Origin of the sequence: Mesorhizobium sp. M0802, from assembly GCF_040320115.1 — a bacterium.
Taxonomy (GTDB): Bacteria; Pseudomonadota; Alphaproteobacteria; order Rhizobiales; family Rhizobiaceae; genus Mesorhizobium.
In genome coordinates this window covers 22,254-37,634 of sequence record NZ_JAMYOY010000003.1, presented here as the reverse complement: position 1 = coordinate 37,634, position 15,381 = coordinate 22,254, and the positions used below count along the sequence as shown (strand labels likewise).

At 62.5% G+C, this 15,381-nt stretch carries 15 protein-coding genes; 14 read left to right on the top strand and 1 reads right to left on the bottom strand.

The genetic code is table 11. The features are described 5' to 3' along the window. Nucleotides 1-3: 3 nt before the first annotated feature. From nagZ to NKI10_RS06055, 10 genes are all read left to right on the top strand, one after another. Nucleotides 4-1,023 (top strand): beta-N-acetylhexosaminidase, encoded by a 1,020-nt coding sequence (gene nagZ, locus NKI10_RS06100; protein WP_023681654.1) that lies wholly within the window; start codon nt 4-6, stop codon nt 1,021-1,023. Nucleotides 1,024-1,197: 174 nt separating this feature from the next. Continuing rightward, complete coding sequence (locus NKI10_RS06095; protein ID WP_352499670.1) at nt 1,198-1,998, top strand: segregation and condensation protein A; 801 nt, start codon at nt 1,198-1,200, stop codon at nt 1,996-1,998. Further along, complete coding sequence (gene scpB / locus NKI10_RS06090; RefSeq protein WP_023667689.1) at nt 1,995-2,762, top strand: SMC-Scp complex subunit ScpB; 768 nt, start codon at nt 1,995-1,997, stop codon at nt 2,760-2,762. The genes NKI10_RS06095 and scpB overlap by 4 nt, the downstream gene beginning before the upstream one ends. Nucleotides 2,763-2,942: 180 nt before the next feature. After that, the gene (locus tag NKI10_RS06085) at nt 2,943-3,164 is read left to right on the top strand and encodes a twin-arginine translocase TatA/TatE family subunit (protein WP_023681650.1); all 222 of its coding nucleotides are present in this window, start codon (nt 2,943-2,945) and stop codon (nt 3,162-3,164) included. An 86-nt stretch (nt 3,165-3,250) separates the two neighbouring features. Then, nucleotides 3,251-3,991: a Sec-independent protein translocase protein TatB gene (gene tatB / locus NKI10_RS06080; RefSeq protein ID WP_023741506.1), complete on the top strand. Its 741-nt coding sequence runs from the start codon at nt 3,251-3,253 to the stop codon at nt 3,989-3,991. Continuing rightward, nucleotides 3,988-4,863 carry a twin-arginine translocase subunit TatC gene (gene tatC / locus NKI10_RS06075; protein ID WP_023667686.1) on the top strand — a complete coding sequence of 292 codons (876 nt, stop codon included), beginning with the start codon at nt 3,988-3,990 and terminating at the stop codon, nt 4,861-4,863. Before tatB ends, tatC begins: the two co-directional genes overlap by 4 nt. Before the next feature lie 109 nt (nt 4,864-4,972). After that, nucleotides 4,973-6,277: a serine--tRNA ligase gene (serS, locus tag NKI10_RS06070; RefSeq protein ID WP_352859146.1), complete on the top strand. Its 1,305-nt coding sequence runs from the start codon at nt 4,973-4,975 to the stop codon at nt 6,275-6,277. After that, nucleotides 6,277-7,038, top strand: a complete 762-nt coding sequence (gene surE, locus NKI10_RS06065) for a 5'/3'-nucleotidase SurE (protein WP_023681648.1) — start codon at nt 6,277-6,279, stop codon at nt 7,036-7,038. The genes serS and surE overlap by 1 nt, the downstream gene beginning before the upstream one ends. Before the next feature lie 26 nt (nt 7,039-7,064). Beyond that, nucleotides 7,065-7,718, top strand: coding sequence for a protein-L-isoaspartate(D-aspartate) O-methyltransferase (locus NKI10_RS06060; protein ID WP_023667683.1), 654 nt, complete (start codon nt 7,065-7,067; stop codon nt 7,716-7,718). Nucleotides 7,719-8,040: 322 nt separating this feature from the next. Then, nucleotides 8,041-9,540: a peptidoglycan DD-metalloendopeptidase family protein gene (locus tag NKI10_RS06055; RefSeq protein ID WP_352859144.1), complete on the top strand. Its 1,500-nt coding sequence runs from the start codon at nt 8,041-8,043 to the stop codon at nt 9,538-9,540. A 110-nt stretch (nt 9,541-9,650) separates the two neighbouring features. Here NKI10_RS06055 and NKI10_RS06050 read toward each other — a convergent pair whose 3' ends face one another. After that, nucleotides 9,651-10,526, bottom strand: coding sequence for an ATP-binding protein (locus tag NKI10_RS06050; protein ID WP_352859142.1), 876 nt, complete (start codon nt 10,524-10,526; stop codon nt 9,651-9,653). Nucleotides 10,527-10,796: 270 nt separating this feature from the next. Between NKI10_RS06050 and yajC the strand changes: the two genes are divergently transcribed. From yajC to NKI10_RS06030, 4 genes are all read left to right on the top strand, one after another. Further along, nucleotides 10,797-11,144, top strand: a complete 348-nt coding sequence (gene yajC, locus NKI10_RS06045; RefSeq protein WP_023667680.1) for a preprotein translocase subunit YajC — start codon at nt 10,797-10,799, stop codon at nt 11,142-11,144. Nucleotides 11,145-11,198: 54 nt separating this feature from the next. Next, nucleotides 11,199-12,194: a SecDF P1 head subdomain-containing protein gene (locus NKI10_RS06040; protein WP_031194771.1), complete on the top strand. Its 996-nt coding sequence runs from the start codon at nt 11,199-11,201 to the stop codon at nt 12,192-12,194. Between the two features lie 218 nt (nt 12,195-12,412). After that, entirely contained in the window at nt 12,413-14,965 is a 2,553-nt protein-coding gene (gene secDF / locus NKI10_RS06035) for a protein translocase subunit SecDF (protein WP_023830616.1), read from the top strand. An 11-nt stretch (nt 14,966-14,976) separates the two neighbouring features. After that, nucleotides 14,977-15,366, top strand: coding sequence for an Mth938-like domain-containing protein (locus NKI10_RS06030; protein WP_023667676.1), 390 nt, complete (start codon nt 14,977-14,979; stop codon nt 15,364-15,366). Nucleotides 15,367-15,381: the final 15 nt, after the last annotated feature.

Here is a 15,381-nt window from a genome sequence, read left to right as displayed (position 1 = left end):
GGAATGACCGAATCAAAATCCATGATCCTCGGCTGTGCCGGGAAATCGCTGACCCGCGAAGAAATCCGTTTCTATCGCAATGAATGCCCGTGGGGCTTCATCCTGTTTGCGCGCAACATCGGCGAGACCGAGCAGATCCGCGATCTGGTCGCCGAAATGCGCGACTGTATCGGGCGACCCGATGCGCTGGTGTTCATCGACCAGGAAGGCGGAAGGGTGCAGCGGCTGCGGCCGCCGCTGGCGCCGAACTATCCCGCCGGCGGCGCGCTCGGCGCATTGTGGCGCAAGGACCATGATGCCGGCACCCGCGCTGCCTGGCTGATGGCGCGGCTGCACGCGTTCGACCTGTTGCGCTACGGTATCTCGGCCGATTGCCTGCCGGTGCTGGACGTGCCGATCGAGGGCGCCAGCGACGTCATTGGCGCGCGCGCCTATGGCAAGGAGCCGCGCCCGGTCATCGAACTCGGCCGCGCGGCAGCGGAAGGGCTGATGTCGGGCGGCGTGCTGCCGGTCATGAAGCACATTCCGGGCCATGGACGCGCCTTTGCCGACACGCATTTCGAGCTGCCTGTGGTCGACGCCTCCCTGAGCGACCTGCAGCGGCATGATTTCGCCCCTTTCCGCGAGCTTAGCCATCTGCCGATGGCGATGACGGCGCATGTCGTCTACAGCGCCATCGATCCGAACAACCCGGCGACCACGTCAGGCAAGGTCATCGACGAGATCATCCGCCGCGAGATCGGCTTCGACGGGCTGTTGATGAGCGACGACACCTCGATGAAGGCACTTTCTGGGGATTTCCCTACAAAGGCGGCCTCGATCCTTGCGGCGGGCTGCGATCTGGTCCTTCACTGCAATGGCGTTTTCGAGGAGATGGCGGGCATCGCATCGCGAACCACGGGACTTGAAGGGACGTCGCTGGAGCGCGCCAAGCGGGCGCTGACCTATATAAGGGATCGCGACCGGGCCGACGAAACCGAGATACGCGCCGAGTTTGCCACCTATTTCGACGCGGTGGCCTAGAGACGGATGATTTCAGGTCTGTTCGACCTGAAATCTGAATCCGTCTCTAAATTAGATAGAGAGAGCATGATGTCGTCCGAAAACCGCTTCACACTTTTCGGCATCATGCTCTAACCAGAGGTAAAGGAACAAGTGGCGGAGACATTGGACAGCAAGGCTGCGAAGGCCGCACCGATGGACCGTCTGTGGGCCGAGAACGACGATTCCCGGCTGACCGGCGACCCGTCGCTTGTCGTCGACGTCGCCGGGTTCGAAGGTCCGCTCGACCTCTTGCTGCATCTCGCCCGCAACCAGAAGGTCGATCTGTCGCGCATCTCGATCCTGGCGCTGGTCGAGCAATATCTGACCTTCGTCGAGACGGCGAGGGCGCTAAGGCTTGAGCTTGCCGCCGACTACCTGGTGATGGCGGCGTGGCTGGCCTTCCTCAAGTCGAAGCTCCTCATCCCCAAGCAGCCCGGCGAGGAAGGCGAAAGCGGCGAGGAACTGGCTGCGGTGCTGCAGTTCCGGCTGAAGCGTCTGGAGGCCATGCGCGACGCCTCGGCAAGGCTGGTCAACCGCAACCGGCTCGGCCGCGACGTGTTTGCACGCGGCATGCCTGAAATGGTCATCGTCGAGAAGCGTAACGCCTATTCGGCCTCGCTCTACGATTTGCTCACCGCCTATGCGCAGCAGCGCCAGAAACAGGCGATCACCAATGTGACAATTGCCCGGCGTGGCGTGTGGTCGCTCAAGGATGCGCGCGATATCCTGACCCGGCTGATCGGCTCGCTGCGCGACTGGACGGCGCTGGACAGCTATCTGATCAATTACCTGACCAGCCCGGACGAACGGCGTACCGCGATTGCCAGCTCGTTCGCGGCGTCGCTGGAACTGGTGCGCGAAGGCAGCATCGAGATGCGACAGGACCAGGTGTTCGCGCCGCTCTATCTGCGCGGCCGCGCGCAACCAATCAAGGCAGTCGAGGTGGCATCATGAGCGAACGCGCCAACGCTTCGGTCATTCCGTTCAAGGTCGAAGAAGAGACCGAGGAGGGCATTATCGCCCAGGACCCGACTGATACCCTGCTTCTGAATCCTGGCGAACGGCTGCATATGGCCGAAGCCATACGCATGGCCGAGGCGATCGTGTTCGCCAGCGCCGAGCCGGTCAGCGAAAAGCAGCTCGCAGCCAGATTGCCCGATGGCATCAGCATTGCCGCTGCCATGGCTGAGCTGCAGCAGATCTATGCGCGGCGCGGCGTCAATCTGGTTCGGGTCGGCGATGCCTGGGCTTTCCGTACCGCCGGCGATCTCGCCTTCCTGATGAGCCGCGACACGGTGCAGCAGCGCAAGCTGTCGCGCGCCGCGCTCGAAGTGCTGGCGATCATCGCCTACCACCAGCCGGTGACGCGCGCCGAGATCGAGGACATCAGAGGCGTCGAGACCTCGAAGGGCACGCTGGATACGCTGCTCGAAACGGAATGGGTGCGCATGCGCGGCCGCCGCCGCACGCCCGGCCGTCCCGTCACCTACGGCACGACAGACACTTTCCTCGACCATTTCGCACTGGAGGAGATCCGCGATCTTCCTGGGATGGACGAACTGAAGGGGGCAGGGCTGCTCTCCGGCCGCATGCCGTCGAATTTCGCCATCCCGTTGCCGCCGGCCGATCCGGACGCGCTGACCGAGGACGAGGATGCGTTGACCGACATCGATCTCGAGGAACTCGGCCTGCTGACGCCGCGCGTCACGGAAGATTGACCGCAAGCCGCTGTCAAAAAGCTGCATTGCTGCGGTAGATGCGCCGATTGGTAGCGGGCAGCTTTGCCGAAAATGCGTGACATAAGCCGCGCCTTCATAAACTTTGTCGCTGTTGTGTTTGAATCCCAACGCGAAAACGCATAGATCATCGCCAGGGAAAACATTCGAGAGAGAGTTACAATGGGTTCATTTTCGATTTGGCACTGGATGATCGTGCTGGTGATCGTGCTGCTGGTGTTCGGCCGCGGCAAGATACCCGAGCTGATGGGCGACATGGCCAAGGGCATCAAGAGCTTCAAGAAGGGCATGGCCGACGACGATACCGCCGAAGACAAGCGCACCGTCGAGCACCGCCCGGACGAGACCGTTTCGGCAGTGAAGGAAAAGGCCAGCAAGAGCTGAGCCGAAGGTTGTTGCTTTTGTGCAAGTCGTTGTCCCAAAACCGCTTCGCACTTTTGGGCGACAAGCACTAGTCGGAACTGATTGCCATGTTTGAAGTCGGCTGGACCGAAATGCTGGTGATCGCGATCGTCATGATCGTGGTCGTCGGACCCAAGGATTTGCCCAATATGCTGCGCACCTTCGGCCGCACGACGGCGAAGCTGCGTGCCATGGCCTCCGACTTCCAGAAGCAGTTCAACGAGGCGTTGAAGGAAGCCGAGCTCGACGACGTCAAGAAGTCTGTCGATACGCTGCGCGGCCTCAATCCGGCGGCCGAAATCCGCAAGCAGCTCAATCCGTTCGAACAGGCGGCAGCCGAGGTTCGCTCCGGCGTCGATGCGGTGATGAAGCCGAAGCCCGCCGTCGACCCCTCAACGCCCGCGGCAGAAACACCACAGCCGGCCGAGCCGCTCAAGAACGGCGCGACGGTGATGCCGGGTGTCAACGGACCGGAAACAGCGCCGGCGGCGCCGATCCTTCCGGCGATGACCGATCAGGCGGTGGTGACACCGGCTGCAGCAACAGCAGCGCCACGAAACGCGCGCGCCAAGGGGGCTGCGATATCAAAGGCCCCGGCAACCAAAACAGCGGCAGCCAAGGCAGCACCGGCAAAGCCGGCGCCTGCGGCGAAGGTTGCGGCCAAGCCGTCAGCGGCGCCCGCCAAGGCTGCACCTGGAAAAGCCGCCACCAAGCACGCTGCTGCACCGAAGGCAGTCGCAAAGGCTGAGCCGAAGCCTGCGCCGGCCACGAAGCCCGCGTCCAAGAAGACGGCGGGGGCCGCCAAGTGAGCATTACGGACAGCGAAAAGGACGAGATCGAGAAGTCGTCGGCTCCGCTGATGGAGCATCTGATCGAACTGCGCCGGCGGCTGATCTGGTCGATCGGCGGTTTCTTCGTCGCCTTCCTCGTCTGCTTCTTCTTTGCCAAGAAGCTGTTCAATCTTTTGGTCGTTCCGTTCAAGTGGGCCACGCAGTGGGCCGGGCTCGATCCGCACAAGGTCGAGCTGATCTATACGGCGCCGCAGGAATTCTTCTTCACCCAGGTCAAGCTCGCCATGTTCGGCGGCATGGTCATCGCCTTTCCGCTGATCGCCACGCAGATCTACAAATTCATCGCGCCAGGCCTCTACAAGAACGAACGCAACGCCTTCCTGCCGTTCCTTATCGCATCGCCGATCCTGTTCCTGATGGGAGCGTCGCTGGTCTATTTCTTCTTCACGCCGATGGTGATGTGGTTCTTCCTCGCCATGCAGCAGGCCGGCACCGACGACCAGGTGCAGATTTCGCTGCTGCCGAAAGTGTCGGAATATCTCAGCCTGATCATGACGCTGATCTTCTCCTTCGGCCTGGTGTTCCAGCTGCCGGTGGTGACCAGCCTGATGACGCGCGTCGGCATGCTGTCGTCGAAGGCGCTGGCCGAGAAGCGCAAATGGGCGATCGTCATCGCCTTCGTCGTCGCGGCGGTGCTGACGCCGCCTGATCCGATGAGCCAGATCGGTTTGGCCATCCCGACCATCCTGCTCTACGAGGTGTCGATCTGGGCGGCCCGGCTGATCGAGCGCGATCAGGTCAAGCAGAAGCTGGCGCGCGAGAAGCAGGAAGCCGCCGAAGCCGTGGCCGAAAAGGCGGCGGACGCGTCCTCAAAGCAGGCTCGTTCATAGGCTGTCGCGTTCGGGTATCCGCGTTAGCGGAAAAACGCGACAGCCGCCATCTTGCATCGATGAAGGATGCGGTTTACGCCCTCAGGCCTTAGCTCGAGGACGACCAACCATGCTTGATATCAAATGGATTCGCGACAACCCGAAGGCCCTTGTCGAGGCGCTGGCCAAGCGCTCGTGGTCGGCTGACGAGGCGCAGTCCACGGTCGATGAGCTGATCAAGAAGGACGAAGCGCGGCGCGAGCACGTCACCGAGCTGCAGACCAAGCAGGAACGCCGCAACGCCGCCTCGAAGGAGATCGGCAACGCCATGCGTTCGGGCGACACGGCACTTGCCGAAAAGCTCAAGGCCGAAGTCGGCGATATCAAGACCTTCATCCAGAATGGCGAGGCGCGCGAGCGCGAGCTCGACAAGACGCTGAACGATGCGCTGGCGGTGCTGCCGAATGTGCCGCTCGACGACGTGCCGGTCGGCAAGGACGAGCACGACAATGTCGTCAAGCATATCGTCGGCGAGGTGCCGACCCGGCCGAACTGGGTGAAGGAGCATTTCGAGATCGGCGAAGCGCTCGGCATGATGGATTTCGAGCGGGCGGCAAAGCTGTCGGGATCACGCTTCACCGTGCTGAAGAGCGGGCTGGCGCGGATGGAGCGCGCCATCGGCCAGTTCATGCTCGATCTGCACACGACCGAGCATGGCTATGAAGAAGTCATCCCGCCACTGATGGTGCGCGACGAAGTGCTTTTCGGGACCAACCAGCTGCCGAAATTCGAGGACGACCTGTTCTTCGTGCAGCATGGCGATGGCCGGCTCGGGTTGATTCCAACCGCCGAGGTCCCGCTCACCAACCTGGTGCGCGAAGAAATCACGGCCCATGAAAAGCTGCCGCTGCGCAATACGGCGCTGACGCCGTGCTTCCGCTCGGAAGCGGGCTCCGCCGGCCGCGACACGCGCGGCATGTTGCGCCAGCACCAGTTCTACAAGGTCGAGCTGGTCTCGGTCACCGACCAGGAGTCTTCGCTCGCCGAGCACGAGCGGATGACGCAGTGCGCGGAAGAGGTGCTGAAGCGACTGGAGCTGCCGTTCCGCACCATGGTCCTGTGCACGGGCGACATGGGGTTTGGCGCGCGCAAGACCTACGACATCGAGGTCTGGCTGCCCGGCCAGAACGCCTATCGCGAAATCTCGTCCTGCTCGGTCTGCGGCGACTTCCAGGCCAGGCGCATGGATGCCCGCTACAAGGACCGGGATGGCAAGGGCAACCGCTTTGTGCACACGCTGAACGGTTCGGGCACCGCTGTCGGCCGTGCGCTGATTGCCGTCATCGAAAACTACCAGAATGAGGATGGCAGCGTAACCATTCCTGAAGTGCTGCGGCCTTATATGGGCGGTCTGGCGAAGATCGAATCGAAGTAATGCGCATCCTTCTGACCAATGATGACGGCATCCATGCCGAGGGCCTGGCGTCGCTCGAACGCATCGCCCGCACGCTGTCGGACGATGTCTGGGTCGTGGCGCCGGAGCAGGACCAGTCCGGCTACGCGCACTCGCTGTCGATCTCGGAGCCGCTCCGGCTGCGCAAGATCGGCGAGAAACACTACGCCGTGCGCGGCACGCCGACCGACTGCGTCATCATGGGCGTCAAGAAGATCCTGCCTGGCGCGCCGGACCTGATCCTGTCCGGTGTCAATTCCGGCGCCAACATCGCCGACGACGTCACCTATTCCGGCACCGTCGCCGGCGCCATGGAAGGCGCGCTGCTCGGCATCCGCTCGATCGCACTCAGCCAGGGTTATTCCTATGTCGGCGAGGACCGCGTCGTTCCCTATGAGACCACCGAGGTGCTGGCGCCGGCGCTGCTGAAAAAGCTCGTCGCCATGCCGCTGCCGGACGGCGTGCTGCTCAACGTCAACTTTCCCAACTGCCTGCCTGACGAGGTCGCCGGCACCGTCGTGACGTCGCAAGGCAAGCTGGTGCACAGCCTGTGGGTCGACGAGCGCCGCGACGGGCGCGGCCTGCCTTATTACTGGCTGCGCTTCGGCCGCGAGCCGGTCGAGGGCAAGCAAGGCACCGATCTCCATGCTCTGCGCAACCGGCTCGTGTCGGTGACGCCGCTGCAGCTCGACCTCACCGCGCATGAAATCCGTGACCAACTGACCAAGGCGCTGTCTGAATAAGGTGTTCGCATGAAGAAGGTTCTGGCATGAACTTGCCGCTCGACGATCGCGAGGGTTTTGCCGCTTTCCTGCTGCGCCTGCGCGGCCAAGGCGCGGTGCCGAAGGCGCTGATCGCAGCCTTCGAGGCGACGCCGCGGCGCGGCTTCCTCAACGGCCAGTTCCATTCGATCGCCTGGTCGGACGGGATGCTGCCGATCGAGTGCGGCGAGGCGATCGAGGGCGCCGACCTGCAGGCGGCGGTGATTGCGGCCCTGGCAATAGAGCCCGGCAATCGGGTGCTCGAGATCGGCACCGGCTCGGGCTACACGGCAGCGGTGATGTCGCGGCTCGCGGCTCGCATCGTCAGCGTCGACCGCTACAAGACGCTGGCCGAGCAGGCCAGGCAACGCTTCGAGGCGCTCGGCATCGGCAATGTCATCGTGCGCCAGGCCGATGGTTCCAACGGCCTTGCCAACGAAGCGCCGTTCGACCGCATCGTAGCCTGGGCGGCTTTCGACAGCCTGCCGCGCTTCCTGCTCGACCAATTGTCGAGCGGCGGCATCGTCATTGCCCCGATCGGGCCGGAGGAGGGCGAGCAGGTGCTGGCCAAGCTGACCAAGGTCGGCAGCCGCTTCGAGCGCGAGGATATCGGCACCGTGCGCCTGCAGCCGATCCTGCGCAGCGTTGCGGCGGTTATTTAGGTGCACCGATATTCAGGTGAGGCCGGCCTGCAAATGCCAGCTTCCTGCGCATCCGATGCTCACGTGTTTGAGTACGCTCCGCTCCGGCCTTCGCCGGCCGAAGCCGTCATAAATGCCTCCGCTCTATGAAGGCTACGGCCGGCGTAGGCCGGTTCTCAGAACCTGTCATTTTCGACTCGGGCCGATCTGAATCAACGCAGCTTCGGCGCATTCGAAAATGTTTTAAGAAAATTTGCGTCTGATTCTATGGGGTTAACCCGCCAGTAACATTAACGCGCTTTAATCATGACCAGTGTGTACCGGGTCTGTGCGGGTTAGTGCGATGCAATTCAGTGTTTTGAAGGCAAACGGGCGTACTCTGTCGCGGGGCTGCGCTGTCCTCATGCTAGCCGGAGTGGCGGCGGGGTGTAGCTCCCAAGTCTCGCGGTTCAATGGTGTCGACGACGTCTTCACCTCCTCGACCAACAATCAGCGCGCCATCATTGACAAGCAGAGCACTGCGCAGCCCTATCCGGGCGATGTGGCGGCCGAGCCGATCGCTGCGGCACCTGTCGATGGCAGCCATAGCCAGTCGGTCAGCCGCTCCAGCCTGGAGCCAGTCACCGTCCAGCAGCTGCCGCCGCCGAGCGCGCCCAAAGCTGCTCCGATGCGCACCGCTTCCGCGCCGGCGCTTGCACCGGCACCGCATGTCGACAGAACGACTACCGGCACCGTCCAGCCGGCGAGGCCGTTCAAGAATGCCGGTGACTCCGATCCGAAACCAGTTGCGGCTGGTACGCCGCATGCGACCGAGATCGTGGTCAGCGACGGCGAGACCATTTCCGGCATCGCTCATCGCTATCATGTGCCCGCCGACGTGATCATGAAGGTCAACGGCTTGAGCGCCACCAAGGGGCTGAAGACCGGTCAGAAACTGGTCATCCCGGCCTATGCCTATTCAAGCAAGGGGACAGAGCCGAAACTTGCCGACGGCAAGCCGGCAAACAGCCCCAAGGCGCCGGCGCCGGAGAAGATCGCCGTACTGCCGCAGCAGCCGAAACTCAAGGACGGCAAGTCCGCCGCGCAGATTGACGCTTCGGCAGCGAACAAGCCGAAGACCGACAAGCCGGCGCAGACTGCCTCGGCCGCGCCAAAAGCCGGCGCGGGCACCTACACGGTCCAGTCGGGCGACAGCCTGTCCTCCATCGCCAGGAAGACCGGCGTTGGCGTCGTGGCGCTGAAGCAGGCGAACGGCATGCAGGACGGCCTGCTCAAGATCGGCCAGACGCTGAAGGTTCCGGCAGGTGGCACCGCAACGGTCGCCAGCGCCAAGCCGACCAAAGTTGATCCGGTGACGACCGCGACCACCCAACCGGAGGCAAAGCCGACGGAGACACTCGCCACCTACACGCCGCCGAAGAAGGACGCCAAGGTCATCCAGCAGGCCGAGGACGACGATGCTGTTGCGCCCGATGCCACCGGCATCGGCAAGATGCGTTGGCCGGTGCGTGGCCGCGTCATCTCCAATTTTGGTGGCGGCAAGGATGGCGTCGACATCGCCGTGCCTGAGGGGACGCCGGTCAAGGCGGCCGAGAACGGCGTGGTCATCTATGCCGGCGACGGCCTCAAGGAATTCGGCAATACGGTGCTGGTGCGCCACGAAAACGGGCTGGTCACCGTCTATGGCCACGCCAGGTCGATCGAGGTGCAGCGCGGCCAGAAGGTCAAGCGCGGCCAGGAGATCGCGCTGTCGGGCATGAGCGGCACCACCGACTCGCCGAAACTGCACTTCGAAGTGCGCAAGAACTCGGCCCCGGTCGACCCCTCAGGTTATCTCGAATAGTCGGGAATAGAACAATAAACGTTTTGCAGGCCGTCTGACCTCCAGTCCGGCCCGCCGGCTCAGCCCGCTCCGCAAGGGGCGGGCTTTTTCAGTGACCTGACGGAAATCAATCAGTCGTTCAGCGGCTTGCCGAGCCGGCCGGCCAGATCCTGAGTGAATTGCCAGGCGACGCGGCCCGAGCGGCTGCCGCGTGTCGTTGCCCATTCCAGGGCGTCGGCGCGCAGCTGCTCCGGGTCGATCTTCAGTCCATGATGGGTGGCATAGCCGTTGACCATATCGAGATATTCGTCCTGCGAACATTTGTGGAAGCCGAGCCACAGGCCGAAACGGTCGGACAGCGAAACCTTTTCCTCGACCGCCTCGGACGGGTTGATGGCGGTCGAGCGCTCATTGTCGATCATGTCGCGCGGCAACAGGTGCCGGCGGTTCGACGTGGCGTAGAAGATGACATTGGCCGGGCGGCCCTCGACGCCGCCTTCAAGGGCTGCCTTCAGCGACTTGTAGGAGGTGTCGTCATGGTCGAAGGAGAGGTCGTCGCAAAACAGGATGAAGCGAAACGGCGCCGCCTTAAGCAGGCCCATCAGCCTGGGCAGCGTGTCGATATCCTCGCGATGGATCTCGATCAGCTTGAGCGGCAGGTCGGATTTGGCCTGGGCGTTGATCTGCGCATGCACGGCCTTGACCAGCGAGGATTTGCCCATGCCGCGCGCACCCCACAACAACACATTGTTGGCGGCATGGCCGGCGGCGAAGCGTTCCGTGTTTTCGACCAGAATGTCGCGCACGCGGTCGACGCCGCGGATCAGGCCGATGTCGACGCGGTTGACCTTGCGCACCGGCTCGAGATAGCCGGGATCGGCCTGCCAGACGAAGCAATCGGCCACGGCAAGATCGGTCTGCGGCACTGGCGGCGGAGCGAGGCGGGTGACTGCCTCGATCAGGAGGTCTAGCTTTTGGTTCAGGGCCTCGATGGTGCTGTCGGTCATGTCTCGTCTTTTATGTTTCCGCACAAAACTGCGTCGGGGCGAAATCGTCTTGGTGGAAGCGGCTGAAAAACCGGTTCCAAGCTTTTGTTTGGGCATGATCTTTTGCGAAAACCACGCCCGTATTCCGGGAGCATGCTCTAACACGGGTCAACCGGCCGGAAAAGCAGCTGAAAGCCCGGCCGCGCAGTTGCATTGGTAACTTTACCCACTATATTCCGGCCAAATTTGGCGAGGCCGCCCTACGGCCTTCTTCGTAACCAGGAGTTCTTGATGTTCGTCACACCGGCATACGCCCAAGCTACCGGAACTCCGCTTGGTCCGTTCGGGGATATCGGCATGATACTCCCGTTCGTTCTGATCTTCGTGATCATGTATTTCCTCATCATCCGGCCGCAGCGCGCCCAGTTGAAGAAGCGCCAGGAGATGATCTCGGCCGTGCGCCGTGGCGACACGGTCATCACCGGCGGCGGCTTCGTCGGCAAGGTGACCAAGGTGATCGACGACAATGAGCTTGAGATCGACCTTGGCGGCGGCACCAAGGTGACGGCGCTGCGCTCGACGATCGCCGATGTTCGGGTCAAGGGCGAGCCGGTGGCCAACCAGAACGCCAAGAAGTAAGCCAGTTTCCCAAGCGGAGCGATCCGCGGGCAGAGCTCTGACAAAAGACGGCGTATGGTCCATTTTTCGCGCCTGAAAATGATCCTGATCTGGCTTGCTATGGCCACAATGCTCGTCGACGCGCCCAGTCTTCACGCTGCCGGCGCGGACGTGCTGCTTCGATTGGACGCGACCGATGTGATCGATCGCCGGTTGGAGGCGACGCGTGACGAAATCAGGACGCTGCTGCGCGATGCAAGGATCGGCTATACTGGTCTTGCTAAGTTGGGTCGGGCCGTTCAGGTGCATATCACCGACGCCGCTCAGGTCGGCGCGGCCAAGATGGCATTGGAGGCGGTGACTGATCCTGTCCTTGGCAGCGCTGGTCCGGTTCAGGAAGTGATCCTGGATGATACCGGAGCAGCGTTGCTCAAGTTCACGGTAACAGACACAGGCATCAAGTATCGGATGTCGATCGCGCTTGCGCAGTCGATCGTGGTCATTAAGAATCGCCTGCGTGATCTTGGTGTTGCCGACCCAGTAGTGCGGCCAGAGGGCGAAGACGGTATGCTGGTCCGGACCTCGGGCGTTGCGGATTTGCAAAGGCTGAGGAGAATTCTCACCCGAACCGGAATGCTGACTTTTCAGTGGGTTGATGAGTCGATGCCGGTCGCTGATGCGATCAATGGCCGGACGCCCGCTGGCTCGGTGGTGGTTTATTCGAAGGACGATCCACCGGTTCCCTATCTGGTTGAGAGCCGAACGATCGTTTCCAGTGACGACATTGTCAATGCTCAGGCGACTCCCAACTCCGTCACAAATGAGCCGGCGGTTTCGTTCACCTTCGATTCCAGGGCAACGGCACGCGTTGCGCAGGCGACCTCGCAGAATGTCGGCAAGCTATTTGCGATGATCCTCGACAACCAAGTGCTTTCGGTGCCAGTCGTCCGCGAGCCAATTCTTAACGGCCGCGGCCAGATATCGGGCAACCTTACAAAGGAGAACGCCGATGATCTGGCCTTGCTTTTGCGTTCCGGACCGATGCCTGCACAATTGAAAATAGTCGAGTAGCGCACGATAGCGCCCGGCGGTGATCAGAATTAGAATGGGAACCGACAGAGGCGATTGACGCCGAAACCGCTGCCGGCGGCAGCGCCAAATTGACCTCAGCGCGCTCGACAATCGGCGAAGTGCGGGTTAAGGGCGAGCCGGTGGCAAATAAGAACGCCAAGAAATAACCGAATTGTCGGCGGAACGATCCGCCAGTACGCCCTGACGGACAACGCCATATGCTGTATTTTTCGCGCCTGAAGATGATCCTGATCTGGATCGCCGTGGCCGTCACATTCATCCTTGCCGCGCCAAATCTCTTCCCGGCCAGCACATTGGCGCAATTGCCCAACTGGGTTCCGAAGCGGCAGATGACGCTTGGTCTCGATCTGCAGGGCGGTTCGCACATCCTCTTGCAGATGGACCAGAACGATCTGGTCAAGGCGCAGCTGGAAACGACGCGCGACGAAATCCGCACGCTGCTGCGTGATGCGAAGATAGCCTATACCGGCCTTGGCGGCACCGGCAGGACCGTACAGGTGCGCATCACCGATCCAACCCAGATCGATGCCGCCAAGGCGGCGCTTAAGCCGCTGACCGATCCGGTCGCCGCCGGCCTGTTCACCGGCGGCTCCATCCAGGAAATGTCCCTGGATGATTCCGAAGCCGGCCTGCTCAAATTCACCGTCACCGACGCCGGCATCAAATACCGCACCTCGGCCGCATTGGCGCAGTCGATCGAAGTCGTCGAGCGCCGCGTCAACGAACTGGGCACTACCGAGCCGATCGTGCAGCGCCAGGGCGACGATCGTGTGCTCGTCCAGGTGCCGGGCCTGCAGGATCCGCAAAGGCTGAAGGAGATCATCGGCCAGACCGCCAAGATGACCTTCCAGATGGTCGATACCTCGATGTCGGTGCAGGATGCGCTGAACGGCCGCCCGCCGGCAGGCTCCTCGGTGCTTTATTCGCAGGACGATCCGCCGGTTCCGTATCTGGTGGAAAATCGCGTCATCGTGTCCGGCGAGGATCTTGCCAAGGCCACCGCAACTTATGATTCCCGAAACAACGAGCCGGTGGTTTCGTTCGTCTTCAACTCGCGCGGTGCGACACGGTTCGGCCAGGCGACCCAGCAGAATGTCGGCAAGCCGTTCGCCATCATCCTCGACAATCAGGTGATTTCGGCGCCGGTGATCCGCGAACCGATCCTCGGCGGCAGCGGCCAGATTTCAGGCAATTTCACCGCCGAAAGCGCCAACGACCTCGCCGTGCTGCTGCGGGCCGGTGCGTTGCCGGCAAAGCTGACCGTGATCGAAGAACGCACGGTGGGCCCGGGCCTCGGCCAGGATTCGATCCATGCCGGCAAGGTCGCCGGCATCATCGGCTCCATTCTCGTCGTCGCCTTCATGTTCGTCGCGTACGGACTTCTGGGCTTCCTCGCCAACATTGCGCTCGCCGTGCACGTGGCGATGATCGTCGGGGTTTTGTCGCTGCTTGGCGCGACGCTGACCTTGCCCGGCATTGCCGGTATCGTGCTGACCATCGGCATGGCGGTCGATTCCAACGTGCTGATCTATGAGCGCATCCGCGAGGAGCGACGGGCCGGCCGTTCGGTCATCCAGTCGATCGACACAGGCTTCACCAAGGCGTTGGCGACCATCGTGGATTCCAACGTGACGTCGCTGATTGCCACGGTCGTGCTGTTCTATCTCGGCACCGGACCGGTGAAGGGCTTCGCCATCACCTATGCCATCGGCATCCTGACCACGGTGTTCACCGCCTTCACCTTCACCCGTCTGCTGGTGTCGATCTGGCTGCGCCGCGCGCGTCCGAAGGAATTGCCGCGTGCGCCGGTGACCTTCGTTCCGGCCGGCACGAAAATCCCGTTCATGGGCATCCGCCGCTGGACCTTCGCACTGTCCAGCCTGCTGTCTGTCCTCTCGGTCGTGCTGTTCATGACCGTCGACATCAATTACGGCATCGACTTCAAGGGCGGCTCGATCATCGAGGTGCAGTCCAAGCAAGGCGACGCCGATATTGGCGATATCAGAAGCCGGCTGTCGGAGCTAAACATCGGTGAAGTGCAGGTCCAGCAATTCGGCGCGCCGAACGACGTGCTGATCCGCGTCGGCACCCAGGATGGCGGCGAGAACGCCGAGCAGACCGTCATCGACAAGGTGCGCGGCGAGCTCCAGGACAATTACGATTTTCGCCGCGTCGAGGTAGTGGGTCCCACCGTTTCGGGCGAGCTGGCCAAGCAAGGCACGATTGCCATGATCATCGCGCTGATCGGCATCCTGGTCTATGTCTGGTTCCGCTTCGAATGGCAGTTCGCGGTCGGCGCCATCGTGGCGACGGTGCACGATGTGGTGATGACGCTGGGCTTCTTCGTCATCACCGGGCTCGAATTCAACCAGTCTTCGCTGGCGGCGATCCTGACTATTATCGGCTATTCGCTCAACGACACGATCGTCGTCTATGACCGTGTTCGAGAAGATTTGCGAAAATACAAGCGAATGCCGCTGCCGCAATTGTTGAACAACGCCATCAACGAGACGCTGTCGAGAACGACGCTGACCTCGGTCACGACCATCCTGGCGCTGCTGGCGCTGGTGTTGTTCGGCGGCGAGGTGATCCGCTCGTTCACCATGGCGATGCTGTTCGGCGTCGTCTTCGGCACCTATTCGTCGATCTTCATCGCAGCCCCCTTGCTGATCCTGTTCAGGCTCAGGCCGCAGGGAGCGAGCGCCGATGAGGAGAAGCCGGTTGGTGGCGGCAAGGCCATGGCGACCTGACGGCTGCGCTGGTGGCAAAAGGCATCGTCATCCGCGAGGCGCATTTCCCCGGACGGGCGCCGATCGAAGCCTACGGCAATGGCGGCTTCCGCTTCGCCGACATGTCGCATCGCGGCTCGCTTCTGTGCCTGCCCTCCGGCATCCATGGCTGGGAGCCGGCCGATCCGCTGGCCCTGACGGCGGCGGATTTCGACCTGCTGCTGGCCGAGGCCGACAAGGTCGAGATCCTGCTGGTCGGCACAGGCAAGGATTTGCGGCCCTTGCCGGCAGCACTTCGGGCGGCGCTGAAGGCGGCTGGCATTGGCTCCGACCCGATGTCGACGGGGGCAGCGGTGCGGACCTACAATGTTCTGCTTGCCGAAGACCGCGCCGTGGCCGCGGCGCTGATCGCCGTCGACTGACGTGACCGATACAGC

Coding starts and splice junctions, on each gene's coding strand:
- NKI10_RS06095 (WP_352499670.1), top strand. CDS start 1,198: ATGGACCGTCTGTGGGCCGAGAACGACGATTCCCGGCTGACCGGCGAC.
- NKI10_RS06060 (WP_023667683.1), top strand. CDS start 7,065: ATGAACTTGCCGCTCGACGATCGCGAGGGTTTTGCCGCTTTCCTGCTG.
- scpB (WP_023667689.1), top strand. CDS start 1,995: ATGAGCGAACGCGCCAACGCTTCGGTCATTCCGTTCAAGGTCGAAGAA.
- yajC (WP_023667680.1), top strand. CDS start 10,797: ATGTTCGTCACACCGGCATACGCCCAAGCTACCGGAACTCCGCTTGGT.
- tatB (WP_023741506.1), top strand. CDS start 3,251: ATGTTTGAAGTCGGCTGGACCGAAATGCTGGTGATCGCGATCGTCATG.
- NKI10_RS06050 (WP_352859142.1), bottom strand. CDS start 10,526: ATGACCGACAGCACCATCGAGGCCCTGAACCAAAAGCTAGACCTCCTG.
- surE (WP_023681648.1), top strand. CDS start 6,277: ATGCGCATCCTTCTGACCAATGATGACGGCATCCATGCCGAGGGCCTG.
- NKI10_RS06040 (WP_031194771.1), top strand. CDS start 11,199: ATGGTCCATTTTTCGCGCCTGAAAATGATCCTGATCTGGCTTGCTATG.
- serS (WP_352859146.1), top strand. CDS start 4,973: ATGCTTGATATCAAATGGATTCGCGACAACCCGAAGGCCCTTGTCGAG.
- nagZ (WP_023681654.1), top strand. CDS start 4: ATGACCGAATCAAAATCCATGATCCTCGGCTGTGCCGGGAAATCGCTG.
- secDF (WP_023830616.1), top strand. CDS start 12,413: ATGCTGTATTTTTCGCGCCTGAAGATGATCCTGATCTGGATCGCCGTG.
- NKI10_RS06085 (WP_023681650.1), top strand. CDS start 2,943: ATGGGTTCATTTTCGATTTGGCACTGGATGATCGTGCTGGTGATCGTG.
- NKI10_RS06055 (WP_352859144.1), top strand. CDS start 8,041: ATGCAATTCAGTGTTTTGAAGGCAAACGGGCGTACTCTGTCGCGGGGC.